Source organism: Nocardia sp. NPDC052316, assembly GCF_044547795.1.
In the GTDB taxonomy this organism is placed as follows: Bacteria; Actinomycetota; Actinomycetes; order Mycobacteriales; family Mycobacteriaceae; genus Nocardia.
The window spans coordinates 293,710-313,599 of record NZ_JBIUBB010000005.1; the positions used below are offsets into that span (position 1 = coordinate 293,710).

Sequence of the window (19,890 nt, forward strand, 5' to 3'; positions counted from 1 at the left end):
TGCTAGGGTTTGGATAACCGCCCCGCCAGCCATGCGGGAGGCCGACAGTCAGTCGGCCGAGTTCTGCCGCAGCCGTCGGCCGAGCGTCCGCACCTAGCGCCTACCGAGGAGAAGCATGGGCAGAATCATCGGCCGTCGTAAGCGCCGCAAGGCAAGCCGAACGCGGGCGGCGGGCAGTCCGCCGCAACATCCCGTCGTGCTCCCGGCACGGCCACCGGACAGCCTGCGCGCGCGGGCATTCGGACTCGGACTCGCAGGCACCGGCGCGGCGCATTTCACGGCTCCGCAGGCCTTCGATCCGCTGACCGCACGCGCCTTCCCCCGCGCCACCCGCCGCTGGACCTATCGCAACGGGCTCACCGAAGTAGTGCTGGGACTGGCGATCACCTTCCGGCGGAGCAGGCCGCTCGGGTCCGTGGGCTTCATCGCCTACCTCGCCTTCCTCGCCGCGCGTTTTTCGGGCGCCCGACCGGTCGAACAGTCCGGCACGGCCACGTGGTAACCGGCAAAACCTGAGCCGCGCGGTCGCGGGACCGCACGCGGGCCTTCCCGGCTCGACCACTCCCAACGAGCGCACCGCCCACCCGCGCACAAAACGAACACCAGCGGCGGCGGCGTGCACCGCGCAATATGATCGCGAGTGGTTCGACCGGGAGGGAGTGAGTGATGTGACAACCGAGTCGGTGGTGGAGGCGCAGGCGCGCCCGAAGCGGTTCGCGGATCTGTTCGCCCATCGGCGCTGGATCCGGCGCAGCGAGCCGTTCCCGCATGTGTACGCCCGCGACGTGTTCGTGCCGGAGTATTTCGCGCGGATGAGCGAGGACATTGCCGAGGTGCGCCGGGAAAGCCCGGACCTGTTCCGGCAGGTGGCGGCGAATTACAGCGCCGACGGCATCAGCCTGGCCAATCTGCGCGGCACCGCGTTCGATGTGTTCGCCTCCCGCGACTGGCACGACCTGGTCGCGGGGATCGTCGGCGTCACCGCGACCGGCGACGTCGAGGGGTCGGTGCATCATCACGCGCCGGGCGCTCCGTACGGGTGGCCGCACAATGATCTCAATCCCGCGTGGTTCCCCGGCGAAGCACCCGCCCCCGACGAGGTGCGGCTGCCGTCCGAGTCGGTGGACACCAAGTCCGGCAAGCGCGAAGCCGGCGTGCCGGCCCGCGAGTCGATCCGCGCGGTGGCCGTGCTGTTCTACTTCGGCAACCCTGGCTGGCAGCCGGGCGACGGCGGCGAAACCGCGCTCTACAACAACCTTTCCGAAGGCGAGAAGCTGCCGGAGCTGACACTGGTTCCGCCACTGGACAATTCGCTGATCCTGTTCGAAGTCACACCGCGCACCTGGCATACCTTCGCCGGTGGCAACATCAAGGATCGCAACAGCGTGGTGATGTGGGTGCACCGGACCAAGGACGACGCGGTGGCCCGCTGGGGAGGGGACAAGATTGTCTACTGGTGAACGCCGGGTCTGCCTGATCACGGGTGCCGGCGGCACGCTCGGCAACGTGTTCTGCCGCTCCTATTACACCGAGTACGACATCGTCGCGGTCTGCCGCAGCCGCACACCCGCGGTGCCCTCGCAGCTGGAGTCGTTCGTCGACCCGCTCGAGCCGGAAAAGCCGGTGCCGGAGAACAACTCGCGAGTCTTCGTGGTCCGCGCCGATCTCACCGTGCCCGGCGAGGTGGAGCGGGTGGTCGATCTCGCACTAGCCCGGTACGGCAAGGTGGACCTGCTGGTCAACAATGCCGCGCACGTCCAGCTGCAGCCGCGCGGCATCGTCGACGGTGACGCCTCACTCGAGCAGTTCGATCCGCATTTCACCTTGAATGTCGCTGTGCCGCTGCGGTTCGCGGCGCGGCTGGCCCAGCGCAGCTGGCTGCACGCCGGCGCCGAGAATCGCGCGGCGAACCGCAACATCGTCAACGTCTCCAGCATCTCCGGCTCGGAGGTGTATCCGGGGCAGACGCTGTACTCCGCGTCGAAAGCGGCGCTCAATCAGCTGACCCGGAATATCGCCGACGAGTTCGCGGAGTTCGGGGTGCGCGCCAATGCCATCGCGCCGACCACTTTTCCCGCGCTGGTACCCACCGAACAGGTCGCGCAGGCGATCGTCGAACTCGACGGCGGCAGCTTCACCGGCGGGGTGTTCGGCGTCGGCGCGGAGCCGAGCGGGCCGGACGGTGCGCCCGCCCAGCTCGCCGCGGCCGAACAGTAGCCACTACCGGGACGCGCCGGTGACCCGCTCGGACATCTCCCACAGCTGCTGTGCCAGCGCGTGATCGACCGCCTGCTTGTTGCTCGGCGGCTCCAGCTTGAATCGGTGGAAGTAGTGCCCGTTGATGTCGTCGGCGGTGGTTGCCAAGTGCACCAACGGTTCCGACCCCTTCTTCGGCTGAATGAAGAACGGCTTGGCCAGCGGGGACCGGATGAGCAGGCCGAGGCCGAGCGGGGCGTTGTCGTACACGTGGGTGGCCACCGCGCCGGGATGGAACGCCGCGGTGACCAGGCCGGTGCCCGCGGTCCGGCGCGCCAACTCGCGGGTGAACACGATGTTCGCCAGCTTCGACGCGGCGTAGGCGCCCATCTGGTTGAACGACCCGGTGGTCGCGTTGACGGTGTCGAGGTTCAGCTTGGCCATCCGGTAGGTCATGCTCGCGGTGTTGATCACCCGCGCCTGCGACTGCACGAGCCGGTCCAGTAGCAGGCTGGTCAGCAGGAACGGGGACAGGTGATTGACCTGGAAGGTCAGTTCGTTGCCGTCGTCGGTGGCGGTGCGCTTCGGCCAGGAACCGCCCGCGTTGTTGGCCAGCACGTCGATGCGTGGATAGCGGTCGAGCAACTGGTCGGCGAGTTTGCGCACCTCGTCGAACCGGGCGAAGTCGGCGAGGAAGGGTTCGGCCCCCGCCTTCGCCGCCACCTCGGCCGTCCGCTCCGGTGACCGGCCGACCACCGCGACGGTGGCGCCGCGCGCGGCCAGTGTCGCCGCAGCCTCCGCGCCGATGCCGGAGCTCGCACCGGTCACCACCACCGTCTTACCCGTCAGATCCTGGTCCTGCACAGCCATTCCTGCCTCCTGAACATCGGCCAAACGCGAGCAGCCGGACGTAGTCGATCCCCGGCCCGGTCCGGCCGCGGGTACGCCTAACTGACCTGATCGTCTTCGGCCTGCGCGGATTCGGCAAGGGGTGACGCGCCCGCGAAGTGCGCGGCGATGTCGTCGGTGGTGGTCGACCACACGCCGGGATGGTTCACCACATACTCCAGTGCCTGATCCAGATACTTGGCCCGGAACGCCTGCCCGATGACGAAGGGGTGCAGCGCGAGCGCCATGACCCGGCCGCTGTCGGCCGACTCCGCGTAGAGCTGATCGAGTTGGTCCCGCACGATCTGCACGAAGTCGGGGCCGCTGGTCCCCTTGCCGAGGAACAGGGTGTTGTCGTTCAGCTCGACCGTGTACGGAACGCTGAGCATCCCCGGCACATTCAGCCGATAGGGCTGATCGTCGTTGGTCCAGTCGAGCACGTAACTCAGGCCGAGCTCGGACAGCAGCGCCGGGGTGTGAAAGGTCTCGGTGAGCGCCGGGCCCATCCAGCCGCGCGGCCTGCGCCCGGTCGCCCGCTCGATCGTCTCGACCACCTCGGTGAGATAGTCGCGCTCCTCCTCGAGCGTCATATCGGCCTGGAAGATCGAGTTGTTCTTCCCATGCGCCAGCCAGGCCCAGTCCCTGGCCAAGCCCGCCGTGATGATCTGCGGGTTGTGCTCGACCACATCGGAATTGAGCAGCACGCTGGCGCGGATGCGGTGCCGGTCCAGGATCTCGGTCAACCGCCAGATGCCCACTCGCGGGCCGTAGTCGCGCCAGCCGTAGTTCAGCGGGTCGGGGGCCAGGGCGGCGGTACCGGGGAAGATGCTCGTGGAGGGCCGATCCACCTGATAGTGCTCGACGTTGAGGCCGACGTAGAAGGCGACGCGAGCGCCGTCGGGCCAGTGGATCGGGGCGCGGTCGGTGATCGGGCTGTAGTCGTAGAGCTCGTTGTCCATGCGTCGATTCTTGAATCTGACACTGATGTCAGGTTCAATCCTCCCGCGGCGTGAGATACGGCACAGGCCGACGGATCGGCGGCGATTCGGGCCGGGCAGTCGCGCCGCGGCGGTGTGTATTCTCCCCGGCGGACCTAAGAACTGATTTCGTCGCTACACGGGTAACTCGCCGGGTAAGCCCAGAACTCAGCATGCCGTGCACAGCCGGGCCGCGACGGTACGTTGAGCGCACCGAACGACCGGCAAGAGACGCGGAGAGGCGGAGGAGCTCATGCGAGTCGACGGGCGGGAAATCCCGGTAACGGGCAACCTCCTACAACCGCTGATGCGGCGAACGAGCGACATCATTCGCGTGGTCCTCGCGGCGACGTGGGTGGCGATCGTCATCGCGGCCTCGGTGATCACCCGGCCGGAATGGCTTGCGCTGGAACGTTCCGTCTCCAATATCGTCGGATTCTTGAACCCGGACCAATCCAATCTGGTGTATCTCGTCTACGGCATGGCGATTCTGGCGCTGCCGTTCGCCATCCTGATCGAATTGATCATCGGCAGGCAGTGGAAACTGCTCGCGGGCTACGCGGCGGCGGGGCTCACCGCCGGGCTGCTGCTCTCGATCACCGGAACGGGCCTCTCGGCGCCGAAATGGCATCTGCAGGTGCCGGATCGACTCGACACCTTCCTGTCGCAGTTCCTGGACGATCCGCGCTGGATCGCGATGCTTGCGGCCGTGCTCACGGTGTCCAGCCCGTGGCTGCCCAACCGCCCACGGCGGTATCTGTGGTTCCTGCTGCTGGCGTTCGCACCGATCCACCTGGTGGTCAGCACCGTGGTGCCCGCGCGGGCGATGTTCGGCCTGGCCGTCGGCTGGCTGGTCGGCGCGGTCATCGTGCTCGTCGTCGGCACACCCGCGCTCGAGGTGCCGCTCGACGCCGCGGTGCGGGTGCTGGCCAAACGCGGGCACACGGTCACCAGATTCACCGTGGTGCATCCGGCAGGCCGCGGCCCGCTGGTGCTGGCCGCCGCCATCGACGGGCCCGAACGCGGACTCGTCGTCGAGATGTACGGCAAGAACCAGCGCAGCTTCGGCGCGCTGCGCCAGCTCTGGCGCTGGCTCACCTTCCGCAACAGCGAAACCGCGGCGATGCACGGCTCCATGCACCGCGCCGTCGAGCATCGCGCGCTGATGACCATCGCCGTCGGCGACCTCGGCCTGGCGAGCAGCACACCGGTCGCCGTCGCGGCGCTGGACCGCGGCTGGATGCTGCACGCGCACACCATGCCCAAGGGCACCCGGATCAGCGAAGCGTCCGTCGAACAGCTGGCCGGGGTCTGGAAATCGCTCGGCGCCCTGCACCAGGGCCAGATCTCGCACGGCGACCTGCGCCCGACCGAGATCCGAATCGACAACGGCACCACGCTGTTCGGCGGTTTCGCCAACGCCGAGTACGGCGCCTCGGACAAGCAGCAACAGTCCGACATCGCCCAGCTGCTGGTGTCCACCACCGCGATCTTCGGCAAGGAACCTGCGGTCGGCGCGGCCATCGAGTCGCTGGGCAAGGAGCCGGTCATCGCCGCGGCGAGCCGACTCGCCAAGTCCGCCATGCCCGCCGGGCTGCGCAAGTCGGTGCCCGGCTGGAAGGACGCGCTGGCCGCCGCGCGCGAGGAGGTGCGCAAGCAGACCGGCCAGGACAAGATCGAGGCCGAACAGATCACCCGGTTCACCCGCAACCAGATCATCCAGCTGGTGCTGCTTATCGGGCTCGTCTATGTCGCCTACCCGTTCATCAGCGCGGTGCCGACGTTCTTCACCCAGCTCAAGACGGCCAACTGGTGGTGGGCGCTGCTCGGGCTCGCCGTCTCCAGTCTCACCTATGTCGGTGCGGCGGCGGCACTGTGGGCCTGCGCGTCCGGCGCGGTGAGCCTGAAGAACCTGGTGATCATGCAGATCGCCAACACCTTCGCCGCGACGACCACCCCGGCCAGGGTCGGTGGCCTCGCCCTCAGCGTCCGGTTCCTGCAGAAGGGCGGCGTCGGCACCGTGCGCGCCACCGCGGCGGTGGCGCTGCAGCAGGCGGTCCAGGTGATCACGCACCTGTGCCTGCTCGCCGTGTTCAGCGTCGCGGCGGGCACCTCCGCGGATCTTTCGCACTTCGTCCCCGATGCCACGGTGCTGTATCTGATCGCCGGTGTCGGCGTCGGCATCATCGGTACCTTCATGTTCGTGCCGAAATTGCGCCGCTGGCTGAATAATTCGGTGCGCCCGCAATTGCAGGAGGTGCTCGGCGAGCTCGCCGAACTGGCGCGCGATCCCAAGCGTTTCTCGGTGATCATTCTCGGCTGCGCCGCGATCACCCTCGGCATGGCCGGTGCGCTGTGGGCCAGCGTGGAAGCCTTCGGCGGCGGCACCACCTTCATCACCGTCACCATCGTCACCATGATCGGCGGCACGCTGGCCTCGGCGGCGCCGACACCCGGCGGCGTCGGCGCCGTCGAGGCGGCCCTGATCGGTGGTCTCGGCGCCTTCAACGTGCCGCTGGACATCGCGGTGCCCTCGGTGCTGCTCTACCGCGTGCTCACCTGCTGGCTGCCGGTGCTGTGCGGCTGGTTCACCATGCGCTGGCTGGCGTCGAAGGACATGATCTAGGCCTTGGTGGCCAGCAGAACTCCCGTCGCGGGCCGGACCGCGTGGAAGGTCACGGTGGCGAATCCGGCCGTAGTCAGCAGGTCTCGATAGCGGCGAATATCCACCGCCGCCAACGGATCCGAGTGGTGATCGGATCCGATCTCGTCATGCGTGCGGCGCGCGGCGGCGCGCGCCATAACCCGGACCACCGCAGGCAATACCCGCCCGGTCGGATGGGTATCGGCCAGCAGCAGCGTGCCGCCGGGCCGCAGTATCCGGAACATGTGCGCGACGGCCGCCGCGCGGTGCGCCTCCGGGATATGGTGCATGGCGAAGGTCGAGGTGACCACGTCGCAGGAAGCGTCCGGCAGCGGCAACGTCTGTGCGGCACCGAGTTCGAATCGGCAATTCGGCACCGCACGGGAATGCCGGTTCGCGAACTCGATCATTTCCACAGCCGGATCGATGCCGACGACACTGCCGTCGCGGCCGATTCGCGCGGCCAGCGCGCGGACGAGATCACCTGGCCCGCAACCGATATCGGCGACCGCATCGCCGGGAGCCGCACCGCTGAGTACGACCAGCCTGGCGTTGAGGCGGTTACCGCGACCGAGTAGAAATAGAGCCTTGAATATGCGGTAACGCCGCGGCTCGGTAAGCAGAACACCGGTTTCGGTGTCATGGTGGCCCTGTCGAATGGAAGACTGGGGTGCGTTTTTGGTCATGTGTTCATGGTCGGGAGGGGCCGCCACTTCGACCAGAGGCAAAACCACGGAAACGTCCCATTCGGGACGGATTCGCGACATTTGTACGGGAGGCACATTGTCGTCGGAAGTGAAAAGACTGACGGGCAGCACGGATCGCCGCGTACGGCGGACCAAAAGCCTGCTGCATCGGGCGTTGATCGAACTCATGCTGGAGCGCGGTTACGACCGAATCTCGGTGCGCGACATCTTGCACCGGGCCGATGTCGGACGGTCCACGTTCTACGCGCACTTCCGCGACAAGGACGACCTGCTGCTGCTGAGCAGCACCGACTACCTGCGGGCCGCGGTGACCGCGCCCGGCGCCGACGCGGCTGCGGAGGCCGCGACGCCGCTGGCACCGGTGCACACGCTGTTTCAGCTGGCCGCGGCGAATCCTGAGGTGTACCAAGCACTGCTCGGCCGCAAGAGTGGCGCGCTGCTGCTGCGGACGACGCGGGAGATGGTCGCCGAGATCCTCGCCGAACGCCTCGCCGAGCAGCTCGACATGGACGAGGACGAGTTCGCCGCGACCGTGACGTTCCTGTCCTGGGGCGTGGTCGGGGTGCTCGGCGCGATCGCCGACGCCGACCCGCCACTCTCGCCCACCGAGGCGTACCGGCGCCTCGTACAACTGATCGGACCCGGCCTGTCCGGCCGGGTCCGATCAGGCTGAGCAGAGGTTCAGACGACCACGTCGGCGAGCCGGGCGGTGATCAGCGCCTCGGCCTCGCTGACCATGCGGCTGATGAGCTCCGCGCAGGTCGGGATGTCGTGGATGAGGCCCTGCACCTGACCGGCGCTCCAGATGCCCGCGTCGAGGTCGCCCTCCTCGAAGACGCGGCGGCCCCGCGCGCCGGCGACCAGGTCGCGCACGTCGTCGAAAGTGCCGCCCGCCTTCTCGATCTCGACGACCTTGCGGCTGATCTCGTTGTCGGCGACCCGGGCGGTGTTGTGCATGGTGCGGAAGATCAGCTGGGTGTCGCGTTCGGTGTGCGCGACGATCTGCTCCTTGACCTTCTGGTGCACCGCGGACTCCTGCGTGCACAGGAAGCGGGTGCCCATGTTGACGCCGTCCGCACCGAGGGCGAGCGCGGCGACCAGGCCGCTGGCGTCGGCGAAACCGCCGGACGCGATCATCGGAATGTCGAGCACCCGAGCGGCGGCCGGGATCAGGATCAGGCCGGGCACGTCGTCCTCGCCGGGGTGGCCCGCGCATTCGAAACCGTCGATACTGACACCGTCGACGCCGATCCGCTGCGCCTTCAGCGCGTGCCGCACGCTGGTGCACTTGTGCAGCACCTTGATGCCCGCGTCCTTGTAGTACGGCAGGAACGGTTCCGGGTTGCTGCCCGCGGTCTCGACGATCTTGACGCCGCTGTCGATGATCGCCTGCACGTACTCGGCGTAGGGCGGCGGGTTGATCGACGGCAGGATGGTGACGTTCACGCCGAACGGCTTGTCGGTCAGCTCCCTGGTGCGGGCGATCTCGCGGCGCAGATCCGCCGGTGTCGGCTGGGTGAGTGCGGTGATGAAGCCGAGCCCGCCCGCGTTCGCGACGGCCGCGACGAGCTCGGCGCGGCCGACCCACATCATGCCGCCCTGCACGATCGGGTGTTCGACGCCGAAGGTCTCGGTGAACCTGGTCCGCAGCATTGCGCTCTCCTCTGCCTCGCGCGGGCGTGCCAGTTCGCCCGAAGACCTGAATGGTGACACGAGGATCCGCTCGGGTTCAACCCATAAGTGAGCCAGCGTTCGCATCTGTACGCCAGACTTGAGCCTTTGACGATCGGCTCAGACGGGCGGAAGTTCAGGGAAACTGCCAGTTGAACCGCCGTTTTCTGGATCGAACCTCACATCGGCCGAATTAACGGCGATTCATTACTTGATCTCTTGCCGCTGCGCTAAGTTACTTGTTATTCTGCTCGCAGTTCAGCCCGTCACAGTTGTCGGCCACCCCGGCGGACGCAGGTGACGGTCCGAGAGGAGTTCGTGGCATGACCACCGGTGCGCAGGCGCTCGACGAGCCGCTCAGGTCGCGGCGCAACCACTGGAACAACCAGGTCGCCGGGCACGCGCAGATGCGGCCCGACGCGGTCGCGCTGCGCTTCCGAGGCGCGGACACCACCTGGCGGCAGTTGCACGAGCGTTCGCAGAAGTTCGCCGACGCGCTCGCCCGCCGCGGTGTCGGCTTCGGCGATCGGGTGCTGATCCTCGCGCTGAACTACCCCGAGTACATCGAGGCCGTGTTCGGCATCAACGCAATCGGCGCCATCGCGGTTCCGGTCAACTTTCGGCTCACCCCGCCCGAGGTCGCCTACATCGTCAGCGACAGCGGCGCGAAGGCGATCGTCACCGACACCGTGCTGCAACCGCTGGCCACCGCCGTGCAGGCGCAATCCGCCACGCTGGAGACGTGTTTCGTGATCGGCGGGTCGACCGCGGACGGCGTGTTCGGCTTCGATGATGTGCTCGCCGAGGGCGGTACGCCGCACACCCCGCTCGACATTCCCGAAGACACCCCGTCGCTGATCATGTACACCTCGGGGACCACCGGCAGCCCCAAGGGCGCGATCCTGTCCTACGCGAACATGAATGCCCAAGCGCTGACGGTCATTCGGGCCCTCGCGACCGAGCAGAGCTCCATCAACTTCTGCACCTCGCCGCTGTTCCACATCGCCGGACTCGGCAGCCTCGCACCATGTTTCCTGCTCGGCGCGAAGACCGTGCTGCATCCGCTCGGCGCGTTCGACCCCACCGAATTTCTCGACGCGATCGAGCAGGAGCAGGCGACGAGCGCGTTCTGCGTGCCCGCGCAGTGGCAGGCCATCTGCGCCGAGCCGACGGTGAAGGAGCGGAAACTGGCGCTCACCGCGCTCAGCTGGGGTGCCGCACCCGCCTCGGACACGGTGCTGAAAGCGATGGCCGAGTGCTTTCCGAACGCGTTCAACGTGGCGGTCTTCGGCCAGACCGAGATGTCACCGATCACCTGCGTGCTGGAGGGCAAGGACGCGCTGCGCAAGCTCGGCTCGGTCGGCAAGCCCATCCCGACCATCCAGGCCAGGATCGTCGACGACGAGATGAACGACGTCGCGCCCGGCGAGGTCGGTGAAATCGTCTATCGCGGACCGACGCTCATGCAGGGCTACTGGAACAAGCCCGAGGCGACGGCGGAGGCGTTCGCGGGCGGCTGGTTCCACTCCGGCGACCTGGTCAGCCAGGACGAGGAGGGGTTCATCTGGGTGGTGGACCGCAAGAAGGACATGATCATCTCCGGCGGCGAGAACATCTACTGCGCCGAGGTGGAGAACGTGCTCTTCGCCCACCCCAAGATCCGCGAGGCCGCGGTGATCGGCCGGGCGCACGAGAAGTGGGGCGAGGTGCCGGTCGCCGTCGTCGCGCTCAACAACGCGGAGGACGAACTCACCCTCGACGAGCTGACCGCGTTCCTCAATGAGAACCTGGCCCGCTACAAGCACCCCAAGGACCTGGTACTGGTGCAGGAACTGCCGCGCAATGCCAGCGGCAAGGTCGTGAAAGTTCAACTGCGCAAAGATTATTCATCCTGACACTGGGCGACTGAGTATGGTCGTGGGATGGCGAACCCTCGTATCCGCGCGGCCGTACTCGCCCTGCACTGGCAGGTGAATGTCATCGAGCCCGATGGCTTTTTCGGGCCGATGCTCGCGGCGCCGGTGGCGGCCAGCGGGGTCGTCGCGCGTGCGGTGGAGTTTCACGACGCCGCCGCCGCGCGCAAGATTCCGCTGGTCTTCACCCGGTTCACCATTCCGGTGGGCGAGGGAGAACTGGTGCGCAATACCGGATTCATGCGCTCGGTAGGCGCGGCGCAAACCGAGTTCCGGCCGGATTCGCCGGGCAGCAGGCTCATTCCGGAGATGGCGGCGCAGGCGACCGAGGTCTTCGACAACCAGAAGTTGTCCGGTCTGGCGGGCAGCACCCTGCCGGAGTGGCTCGCCGATCGGGGCATCGATACCCTGTTCATCACCGGTGTCGCGACCAACTTGACGGTGGAGCAAACCGCAAGGCACGCCACCGATCTGGGCTTCACCGTGCACGTGCTGGCCGACTGCACGGCCGCTGTCGACGTGGCAGCACACGAGGCCTCGCTGGCCAACCTGGAACTCGTCACCGCGGGTTCACTGCTCGCGGCACAGGCACTGGATCTGACCAGCCGCCACTGATCGGTATGGCGCAGCACCGTGCTTGAATGTTCCGGCAACATGACAGCTACGGTCGAATGCTGCTGGACCATCGCCGCTTCGGCCGCTCCGCCCACCAGATCAGGAGCCAGCTCGGTGAAACCCACTCACCTCGCGGTCTTCGCCGCGACCGCCCTCGCGGTAGCAGCCTGCTCGACCGGCTGCGGCACCGACGAACAAGACCATTCCGCCCACGCGACCTCGACTATCGCCACCCCGTCGGCGGCCGCGACCACGCCTACCGCCGACATCGTCGAGGACGTCGACTGCGGCCCCGTCACCGATGCGGGCGGCGGCACCCGCACCGTCATCGCGGTCGGCGGCACGGCGGGCCGCGTCGGCTGCACCGAAGCGATCACCGTGGCAACGAAATACGTGACAACGATCAGCAACACCGACACGCAAACCGTCGACGGTTGGGTATGCGGCGCTCAGCCCGACCCCACCACCCCGTCCAGCTGCGCGAAGGACGGTCTCGTCATCGCCCTGCGCGCCAACTGATGCCGGCACCACCGCCGGACCCGAGTCAGGTTCCGGCGGCACCGCCGACGAGTCCGCACCGGCGCGCGTCAGGCCCGGGCCAGGACGGCGTCGTAGTCGTGGCTGGCGATGACCTGGATGTCGGGCGGAAGCGCGTGCAGGCGTTGGATGGTGCGGAAGGCGGCGTCGCGGTCCGCGTCGAAGAGGTTGCCCGGCATGGGGGCTTTCTCGCGGATCAGTTTGATCTGCAGGGTGTTCCAGACGGCGTCGCCGGCGAGCAGGACACGGGTGCCGTCCTCGACCGCCAGCAGCACGCCGATGCTGCCGGGGGTGTGCCCGGCCAGGTCGACGAGAATGACGGCGCCGTCGCCGAATACGTCCTGGCTGCGGGGGAAGGTGAGGACCGGTGGGCCGTCCAACTCCACCGGGGCGATGGCTTGGCCGCGCAGGGGTTCGCGGATGACGCCGATCGGGGCCTCGGCGCCGTGCATCGCCCAGTCGTATTCCACCGCGGGGACCCGGAGTTCGAGCGAGTCCGGCAGTTCGAGCAGGCCCGCGACATGGTCCCAGTGCAGATGGGTGGCGAGGGTGAAGTCGATGTCGGTGGGTGCGAGATCGCGGGCGGCGAGCGCGTTGCTCAGTCCGAGGACCGGCTTGTCGGGCGACACCAGCTTGCCCACCGGGAAAGGGTGACCGGGCAGGACGCGCTCGTGCACGTCGGAGCAGATGGCAGGGTCGACCAGGAACCTGGCCTGCGGATGCTCGATCAGGAAGGCGCCCATCGACATCGGCAACTCGCGCAGGCTGCGCACCCCCTCGGCGACGATGATGGTGGGCGCGGCCATCTTCGCCTGCGGCAGCGCGGTCAGCCGGACCGTCGCGGTGGCCTTGGGGGCTGGCGTGTCCGCCAGGCTTGCCAGAAACGCCGCGTCGGGCTGCCGAGGGCGGAGCAGCCGACCGGGTGTCGCGGCCAGCGCGGCGCAGCAGCGGGCCAGCGTGCGGAGGGTTCCGGGGCGGCCATCGGCCAGGCGTGCGGAGTTTTCGCTCACCTCGCCACGGTAGGTGATGGGTCCGCGCGGCGCATGCCGCACAAGAGACTCTTCTCCACGGTCCGATATCTCGGCATAATCGCGGGGGGTACCTGGGCGGTCGAGACGAGCCGCCGTTGCGGGGGTAAGTACGTCTCGGGATGGATCGGAGCTCGATGGTACGCAGTCGTGCGGCGCTCACCACCACGGCGGTCACGGCCGTGGCGGAGCTGCTCGGCGTCGACGCGACCGCCGTCTGCACCGACGCGCCGTTCTCCGATCTCGGCTTGAACTCCACCCAATTGGCGCGATTGACGGCACGCCTCGAGGACGCGATGGGGGTGGAGGTTTCGCTCGCCGCGATGTACGACTACCCCGACATAGACCGGCTGGTCGAGTATCTCGCGATGCGATGACGGGGTCCGGCGTATCCATCATCGGGATCGGGTGCCGCGCGCCGGGAGCCGAGGGCGGCGAACTCCGGCGACTGCTGGGGCCCGACGCCACCGGTCCGGACGGGGGCTATCCGGACGACGCCGAATGGTTCGACAGCGAATGGTTCACCATCCCCGACCAGGCGGCGGCGATGATGGATCCGCGGCAGCGCACGGCCATGGAGGTCGCGGTCGAGGCCATCGATGACGCCGGCATCGGATATCGCACCAGGGCCTCGGGGGCGGCGGTGCTCTTCGGCTACGACCACACCGCGGTGCTCGGCCGGGACGGATTCGACGCACCGCACGCAGGCACCGGCCCCGCGCTCAGCGGCGTCGCCACTCGGCTGTCCGCTGTGCTGGATCTGCACGGACCGAGCCTGGTGGTGGACAGCGCGGGTTCGTCGTTGGTGGCCGTCGACTTGGCGGTTCGGTTGCTCGTCGACGAGGCGGTGCCGTTCGCCATCGTGGGCGGAGTCGAGCTGCCGCTGGCCGCATCGAACGAGCTGGCGGAGAGCGGATTCCGGGCGCCGGACCGCGTTGCCGAGCCCGTGGACGGCCAGGCACGCCTTGCCGCCTGTGCCGTGGTGATCATGCAGCGCACCGACGATGCGGTGCGCGAAGGTAATCGGGCATACGCGGAGCTCGTCGCGGCGACCGGCGCGTCAGACGACACCGTTGTCGTACAGAGTCTTTTGCCTGCCGTACCGACCCGCAACGGCGCGACAGCCGCCGATGGCGTGTATCTGACGCCCGGCGATGGCGTGTACCTGACGCCCGGCGTGGGCCTGATCGGGCTGATCGAGGCGGCACTGTCCATTCACGACGGAGCAGGCGCGGCTACGGTCGGTGTGCGAAGTCCACAGGTGTCCACGTCTGCCGACCGGACCGATGAACGCTTGTGGACCGTAGGCGCATTCGCCGTCGGCACAAGGCGCCAGGTACTGCGCCGCATCGAGACACCGCAGGCGGTCCGCGGCGACGAACCTCCGGTATTGATCCCCGTCACCGGACGCGACGCCGACGAACTGCGCGCCCAGGCGCTGCGGTTCGCCGACCGACTCGAATCGAACGCCGAGCCGTTGCGCGAATTCGCGTCCGCTGCCTCGAGATTGCTGCCGGAGCAGATGCGGGCGTGCGTACTGGCGCGGGACCGTGGCGACGCGGTGCAGCGCCTGCGCGCGCTGGCGGGCGACGATCCGAGCGCAGCGGTGATCGGCGCGTCGGCGACCCGACGGCCGGGTGGCCTGTTGTTCTTGTTCACCGGCCCAGGCGTACAGCATCTCGCCATGGGTCGGGCCCTCGCCGCCCGGCACAACGTGTTCGCGGCCGCGGTGACCAGGGTCGTCGACGCGATTGTGCGGGCGGGTGGGCCGCGGGTCTGGACGCCACGGCACGGCTTCGCCATCGGTTCAGCGAGCAATGGAAACGGCTCCCGCGCCGCGACATTCGCCCATCCCGCGATTTTCGCGTTCCAGCTGGCGATGGCGGAATTGCTGGCGTCGTGGGGTATCCGGCCGGACGCGGTGGTGGGGCACGGTCTCGGCGAGGTCGCCGCGGCCGTGGTCGGCGGCGCACTGTCGCTGTCCGACGCGGCTCGGGTCGTGCTGCGGCGCGGCGCGATCCTGTCCGCATCCGTGGGCGGTGACGCGACAGCCCTGCTGCTGGCGCCGTCGCACGAGGTGGTGAAACTGGTGGAGCCGATGCGCGCGCAGGTCGCCGTCGCGGCGATCAACGGCCCGCGGTCGGTGGTCGTCTCCGGCACGCCGCGCTACATCGATACGCTGGTGCGGCGGGCCAAGCGCCGCGACATGCCCGCGCTGCGGATCACCGACGAGTCCGCCGCGTACCCGCGCCTCGCCACCGTGCCCGCGGCGTTCATCGAATCGCTGGCCGACTTGGCACCGACGGCACCGCACACTCCCCTGTACTCCACCACCCGCCGCGGCGAATTGATCACGACAGCAGCGACCGACGGTAAGTATTGGTCCGAGAATGCCGCGGGGACAGTACATTTCGCCGCCGCCCTGGAACGGGCAGCCGCAGCAGGGCTCTCGACGGTGCTGGAGATCACCCCGGACCCCTGGCTGCTCACCACCATCCGGGAGTACCCCGAATTCCGCGACGCCGCCCACCCGGTAGCGAGTCGCGACGACGAGGCCGGTGCCTTCCTGGCCTGCTTGGCTCGACTCCATCTCGAGGGACGACCGGTCGACTGGTCCGCGCAGGGCACGTTCCGTACCACCCCGCGACGGGTGTGGCGCAAACGCAGGCTCCCCCTGCCTGCGAACACACCGGCGGCTGCCGAAACCGCCTGCGCCCCTGATGACTTCGCCGACCACGTGATCGACGGCGTGCCGACCGTGCCCGCGACCTGCTGGCTGCTCGGGCTGCTGCGGCTGTCCCGCACCGGCTCCGCCGCGGCGACCATGCTCACCGACTTCGTGGTGCACGAGCGGCTCGATCCCGCGGCACTGCCCACGGTCCGTTATCGCAGGCAGGGCGACGGAAGTGTACGGGCGGAGGTCACGGCGGCCGCAGCGCTGGCATCGGCGCGGCCCGGCGGCGACCCCACACCCGCGGATATCGTCGCATGGATGCGAGTGGTGGATGCCAACCGGGCTGGGCGGCACCGCATGCGGGCCATCGCACCTGCCGCCGGCTACGACGCACTGCGCGTGGCGTACGGGCCGCGCTTGCACGTGCTGCGCGGCATTGTGACGGGCTCCGACCGGGCGATCGGCGTGTTCGACGCCGCCGAAACGCGCAGTGCCGCAACGCTGAGTGGCTGCCTGCAGGTGCTCGGCGCGATCGTCCTCGACGAGATGCCCACGGCGGCTGGTCCGCCGACGATCGAGATCGACTCCGTGTGGCTGTCGGCCGAATCGAATCGAGCGGTGCTCGAGGCGCACGCGTTGCTCCGCGAGCGCACCGACACCGCGTTCAGCGGTGACGTGATCGGCACCGACCAGCACGGTGTGCCGTGTCTGGCAATGTCCGGCGTGCGTATCCGGTTCGCGGAATCCGGCACTCCGGCAATCACTTCCACGCTCTTGCGAGGTACCGAGCGGCGGTCACCCTTGCGCGAGGAGACGTGGGAGTCGCGCGAACCCGAGCTCTTCGTCCTGGCGAGCTCCGGCTCCGATGAGCCGATTGCCCTGCGTGCCTTGGTAATCGGCGATTCGGTTCTCGCCATCCGATTGTCCGACGCGCTCGCTGCCACCCTGCCGACCGAGCGGGTGGCACGCGAACCCGATGCCTCAGGGCCTCTGATCACCGCCTTGCCGATGCCGCGCACCGGTAGCGCACATACCGCGGTCATTCTCGTCTGGCCTGCCGAAACAGCCTCGACGGAAACGCTGTCCGACCCCATCGGCCCCGGCCGGAATGCCGCCGCGACCACCTGCCGGGTCCTCGATCTGCTGCAGCGTGTGCATACCGACGAGGGCACCGCCTCCCTGACGGTCGTGCTGCCCGCACCCGCCGAACAAACCGCATCGTCCGGGCTTCGGACCTCTGATCCCGATGCCTTGGCTGCGCCGCAGGCTATCGCCGGCCTGGTTCGCTCTTTGCAACTCGAATCCGACCTTCCGGCGCGCCTGATCTGGACCGATGCGGACCCCCGCAACGTCGCGCCGCTGGCTCGATTCGTAACCAAGGGACCGATCCACTCGACCGAGTTCCCCGACGAATTGCTGCTCCGGGCAGGCACTTTCGCTGTCCGGCGCTTCACCCCCGCGCGGCTCCGCCCTACCCCGATCGCCACCGTCGACGCCACCGGCACCTACGTGGTCACCGGCGGTCTTGGTGCGGTCGGCGCGGTCGCGGTGCGCTGGCTGCTCGACGCCGGGGCACGCGACGTGGTGGTGCTCACCCGCGCGCCTCGTCCGGTACCCGCACTGCTGGACGGACTGGAGGACCGGATCGTCATCGTCCGCTGTGATGCCGCAGATCGCCGCGACCTGGCCAACGCGCTCAACGATATTCGCGAGTGCGGCTCGATCATCCGTGGTGTCGTGCATGCGGCAGGCACAGCGGCCGAGGCGCCCTTCGATGCGACCACCCCGGGACAGCTGGCCGCGGTATTTTCGCCCAAGCTGACCGCGGCAGGCAATCTGATCGAACTCACCGCGGCCGACCCGACCGATTTCATCGTGCTGTTCTCCACGGCCACCGGCGCACTCGGCGCACCGGGCCGGGCGGCCGAAGCCGCTGCCAACGCCGCGATGGATTCCCTCGCGCGGGCGCATCCCGGGCGGGGCGTGCTCAGCATCGGCTGGGGTGCGTGGGCGACCGATTCGGCGGTACCGCCGCGGCAGGCGGGCGTGGGTGCCCTCGATCCCCGCGGCGCGACCGCGCTGCTGTCCGAGGCACTACGGTTCGCCGGGGGATACCTGTTGGCCGTCGACTACACCCCGTCCGCCGACACCTCGCCTGCGGCGCTGCGGTTGTCGAATCTGCTTGCTCCCCTGGCGGCTTCGTCCGAGAACACAGCCGAACTCCACCCACCCGACGCCCTCGGCCGGCTGGTCGAGCCACAACTCGGCGAGGCCCTATGACCGCCTGCAACAGCCTCGCCGCACGGATGTCCGAGTGGGCCGCATGCCGACCGGACACGGTGGCCTGCACCGAGCTGCGCTATCGGATACACGAGCGGCTGCCCGTCAGCGTGACCTACGCCCGCTTGCACGCCGCCGCGGGCGAACTCGCCGAACGCATCCGAGACGGTAGCGCGCCCGGCGACCGGGTTGCCATTCTCTGCGCCCACGGACTCGACTATGCCGTCGCGTTTCTCGCCTGCCTGTACAGCAATCGCATTGCGGTGCCACTGTTTCCAGCGGCCGGTACCCGCAACAAGGAGCGGCTGCTCGCGGTACTCGCCGATGCGCGGCCCACGCTCGCGCTGCTCTCCCATGGCGACTCGACCAGTTCCGCCGTGCTCGGGCCCATGCTCGGCCAGGTGCTCGAACTCCCGTCGGACGTCAATGCGGCATCGGCGGATTCGGCCGAACCCGTCATCGATCCGATCCGCACCGAACTGGCCTACCTGCAATACACCTCGGGCTCCACCCAGTCGCCCGCCGGCGTGCGGGTCACCCACGCGAACATGACGACGGCACTGGAACAACTCTGTCAGGCGCTGGAACCCTCGCCGGACAAACCCATCCTCACCTGGCTGCCGTTCTTCCATGACATGGGTCTCATCCTCGGCATGGCGCTGCCGCTCTATTGTGGCGTGCTCGGTGTGACGATGTCCCCCTCGGAGTTCGTGAAGCGCCCGATCCGGTGGCTGCGCGCCGTCAGCGACTACCGTGCTGGGATCACGGGTGTGCCGAATTTCGGCTTGGCCCTCGCGGTTTCGGCGACGACCCCACAGGAGCGGGCCGGGCTGGACCTGTCCTGCCTCGACATGCTGCTCAACGGCTCCGAACCCATCCGGGCCGAGGCCCTCGCCGAGTTCACCGCGACGTTCGCCGAGTACGGCTTCCGGCCGCAGGCCCACACGCCCGGCTTCGGCCTGGCCGAGGCGACACTGACCGTGACCGTCGGCGACTGGCGAGAGCCGCCGGTGGCCCAGCATTTCGACCGCGGTGCGCTCGCCGAGGGCCGGGCGGTGCCGCATGCCGCCGAGCCGCCACCGCGCGGCGGTGCGCCGCTGGTCGGCTGCGGCGCCCCGATCGGTCAGGACGTGCGCATCGTGCACCCGGTGTCCTGCGTCGAGCTGCCCGCGGGCCGGGTCGGCGAGATCTGGGTCGCGGGGGCCAATGTGTGCGATGGCTACCACGGCAGACCCGACGCCACCGCCGAGACCTTCCATGCCACCCTGCGCGGCAGCGACGCCCGCTGGCTGCGCACCGGGGACCTCGGCTTCTGGTTCGACGGTCAGCTCTATATCGCGGGTCGTCGCAAGGATGTCATCGTGGTCGACGGCCGCAATCACTTTCCGGTCGATATCGAGGCGACGGTCGAGAACTGCGCCGCCGCGATCCGGCCCGGCCATGTGACGGCGTTCGGGCACGACGACGGGCGCCGCGAGGATCTGGTGATCGTCGCCGAACTCGCCTCCGTCGAGGCCATCGATCCCGCCGAACTCTCGGCGCTGGCCCGCCGGATCCGCGCGGAGGTCTCGGCCGCGCACGAGGTGATCCCCGGAGCCGTGATGCTGGTCGAGCCGGGAAGCATACCCAAGACGACCAGTGGGAAGCTGCGCCGCGGTGAGTGCAGGGCCCGCTATATCGCCGGTCAGCTCGAGCCGGTGGCGATGATCTGAGCGCGGCCGAAACGCCGGAGAGATCCCGGCGATCCGGCCGGTCGACCG

General features: G+C 68.7%; 16 protein-coding genes. 11 read left to right on the plus strand and 5 right to left on the minus strand.

Features of this window, described 5'->3' with window-relative positions; translation table 11 throughout:
- Positions 1 to 115 precede the first annotated feature (115 nt).
- The 3 genes from ACIHA7_RS24980 (at position 116) to ACIHA7_RS24990 (ending at position 2,217) form a co-directional block, all read left to right on the plus strand.
- Entirely contained in the window at positions 116 to 502 is a 387-nt protein-coding gene (locus tag ACIHA7_RS24980) for a hypothetical protein (protein WP_397293384.1), read from the plus strand.
- Positions 503 to 668: 166 nt separating this feature from the next.
- Complete coding sequence (locus tag ACIHA7_RS24985; protein WP_397293385.1) at positions 669 to 1,460, plus strand: 2OG-Fe(II) oxygenase family protein; 792 nt, start codon at positions 669 to 671, stop codon at positions 1,458 to 1,460.
- Positions 1,447 to 2,217: an SDR family NAD(P)-dependent oxidoreductase gene (locus tag ACIHA7_RS24990; protein WP_397293386.1), complete on the plus strand. Its 771-nt coding sequence runs from the start codon at positions 1,447 to 1,449 to the stop codon at positions 2,215 to 2,217. The genes ACIHA7_RS24985 and ACIHA7_RS24990 overlap by 14 nt, the downstream gene beginning before the upstream one ends.
- A 3-nt stretch (positions 2,218 to 2,220) precedes the next feature.
- Here ACIHA7_RS24990 and ACIHA7_RS24995 read toward each other — a convergent pair whose 3' ends face one another.
- Both ACIHA7_RS24995 and ACIHA7_RS25000 read right to left on the minus strand, forming a co-directional pair.
- Positions 2,221 to 3,066 (minus strand): SDR family NAD(P)-dependent oxidoreductase, encoded by an 846-nt coding sequence (locus ACIHA7_RS24995; protein WP_397293387.1) that lies wholly within the window; start codon positions 3,064 to 3,066, stop codon positions 2,221 to 2,223.
- A 77-nt stretch (positions 3,067 to 3,143) separates the two neighbouring features.
- Positions 3,144 to 4,043, minus strand: coding sequence for a polysaccharide deacetylase family protein (locus tag ACIHA7_RS25000; protein WP_397293388.1), 900 nt, complete (start codon positions 4,041 to 4,043; stop codon positions 3,144 to 3,146).
- A 271-nt stretch (positions 4,044 to 4,314) separates the two neighbouring features.
- Here ACIHA7_RS25000 and ACIHA7_RS25005 point away from each other — a divergent pair, with 271 nt between their 5' ends.
- A complete protein-coding gene (locus ACIHA7_RS25005; protein WP_397293389.1) occupies positions 4,315 to 6,687 on the plus strand; it encodes a lysylphosphatidylglycerol synthase domain-containing protein in 2,373 nt (790 codons plus the stop codon).
- Here ACIHA7_RS25005 and ACIHA7_RS25010 read toward each other — a convergent pair.
- Positions 6,684 to 7,391 (minus strand): class I SAM-dependent methyltransferase, encoded by a 708-nt coding sequence (locus tag ACIHA7_RS25010; protein ID WP_397293390.1) that lies wholly within the window; start codon positions 7,389 to 7,391, stop codon positions 6,684 to 6,686. The genes ACIHA7_RS25005 and ACIHA7_RS25010 overlap by 4 nt on opposite strands.
- A gap of 109 nt (positions 7,392 to 7,500) precedes the next feature.
- Here ACIHA7_RS25010 and ACIHA7_RS25015 point away from each other — a divergent pair, with 109 nt between their 5' ends.
- On the plus strand, positions 7,501 to 8,085 hold the full coding sequence (locus tag ACIHA7_RS25015) for a TetR/AcrR family transcriptional regulator (protein ID WP_397293391.1): 585 nt from the start codon (positions 7,501 to 7,503) through the stop codon (positions 8,083 to 8,085).
- Positions 8,086 to 8,093: 8 nt separating this feature from the next.
- On the opposite strand, the gene ACIHA7_RS25020 is transcribed toward ACIHA7_RS25015, so the two are convergent.
- Positions 8,094 to 9,065 (minus strand): NAD(P)H-dependent flavin oxidoreductase, encoded by a 972-nt coding sequence (locus ACIHA7_RS25020; protein ID WP_397293392.1) that lies wholly within the window; start codon positions 9,063 to 9,065, stop codon positions 8,094 to 8,096.
- Positions 9,066 to 9,406: 341 nt separating this feature from the next.
- Between ACIHA7_RS25020 and fadD5 the strand changes: the two genes are divergently transcribed.
- The 3 genes from fadD5 to ACIHA7_RS25035 all read left to right on the plus strand — a co-directional run bounded on the left by fadD5 (position 9,407) and on the right by ACIHA7_RS25035 (position 12,130).
- A complete protein-coding gene (gene fadD5 / locus ACIHA7_RS25025; protein ID WP_397293393.1) occupies positions 9,407 to 10,978 on the plus strand; it encodes a fatty-acid--CoA ligase FadD5 in 1,572 nt (523 codons plus the stop codon).
- Positions 10,979 to 11,005: 27 nt separating this feature from the next.
- A complete protein-coding gene (locus ACIHA7_RS25030) occupies positions 11,006 to 11,611 on the plus strand; it encodes a cysteine hydrolase (protein WP_397293394.1) in 606 nt (201 codons plus the stop codon).
- Between the two features lie 114 nt (positions 11,612 to 11,725).
- Positions 11,726 to 12,130, plus strand: a complete 405-nt coding sequence (locus ACIHA7_RS25035) for a hypothetical protein (protein WP_397293395.1) — start codon at positions 11,726 to 11,728, stop codon at positions 12,128 to 12,130.
- Between the two features lie 68 nt (positions 12,131 to 12,198).
- Here the strand turns inward: ACIHA7_RS25035 and ACIHA7_RS25040 are convergent, their stop codons facing one another.
- The gene (locus tag ACIHA7_RS25040; RefSeq protein WP_397293396.1) at positions 12,199 to 13,158 is read right to left on the minus strand and encodes an MBL fold metallo-hydrolase; all 960 of its coding nucleotides are present in this window, start codon (positions 13,156 to 13,158) and stop codon (positions 12,199 to 12,201) included.
- A gap of 155 nt (positions 13,159 to 13,313) precedes the next feature.
- Between ACIHA7_RS25040 and ACIHA7_RS25045 the strand changes: the two genes are divergently transcribed.
- The 3 genes from ACIHA7_RS25045 to ACIHA7_RS25055 are packed head-to-tail and all read left to right on the plus strand — an operon-like array spanning position 13,314 to position 19,842.
- A complete protein-coding gene (locus tag ACIHA7_RS25045) occupies positions 13,314 to 13,553 on the plus strand; it encodes an acyl carrier protein (protein WP_397293397.1) in 240 nt (79 codons plus the stop codon).
- On the plus strand, positions 13,550 to 18,130 hold the full coding sequence (locus tag ACIHA7_RS25050; RefSeq protein ID WP_397293398.1) for an SDR family NAD(P)-dependent oxidoreductase: 4,581 nt from the start codon (positions 13,550 to 13,552) through the stop codon (positions 18,128 to 18,130). Before ACIHA7_RS25045 ends, ACIHA7_RS25050 begins: the two co-directional genes overlap by 4 nt.
- Positions 18,127 to 19,842 carry a fatty acyl-AMP ligase gene (locus ACIHA7_RS25055; RefSeq protein ID WP_397293399.1) on the plus strand — a complete coding sequence of 572 codons (1,716 nt, stop codon included), beginning with the start codon at positions 18,127 to 18,129 and terminating at the stop codon, positions 19,840 to 19,842. The genes ACIHA7_RS25050 and ACIHA7_RS25055 overlap by 4 nt, the downstream gene beginning before the upstream one ends.
- Positions 19,843 to 19,890: the final 48 nt, after the last annotated feature.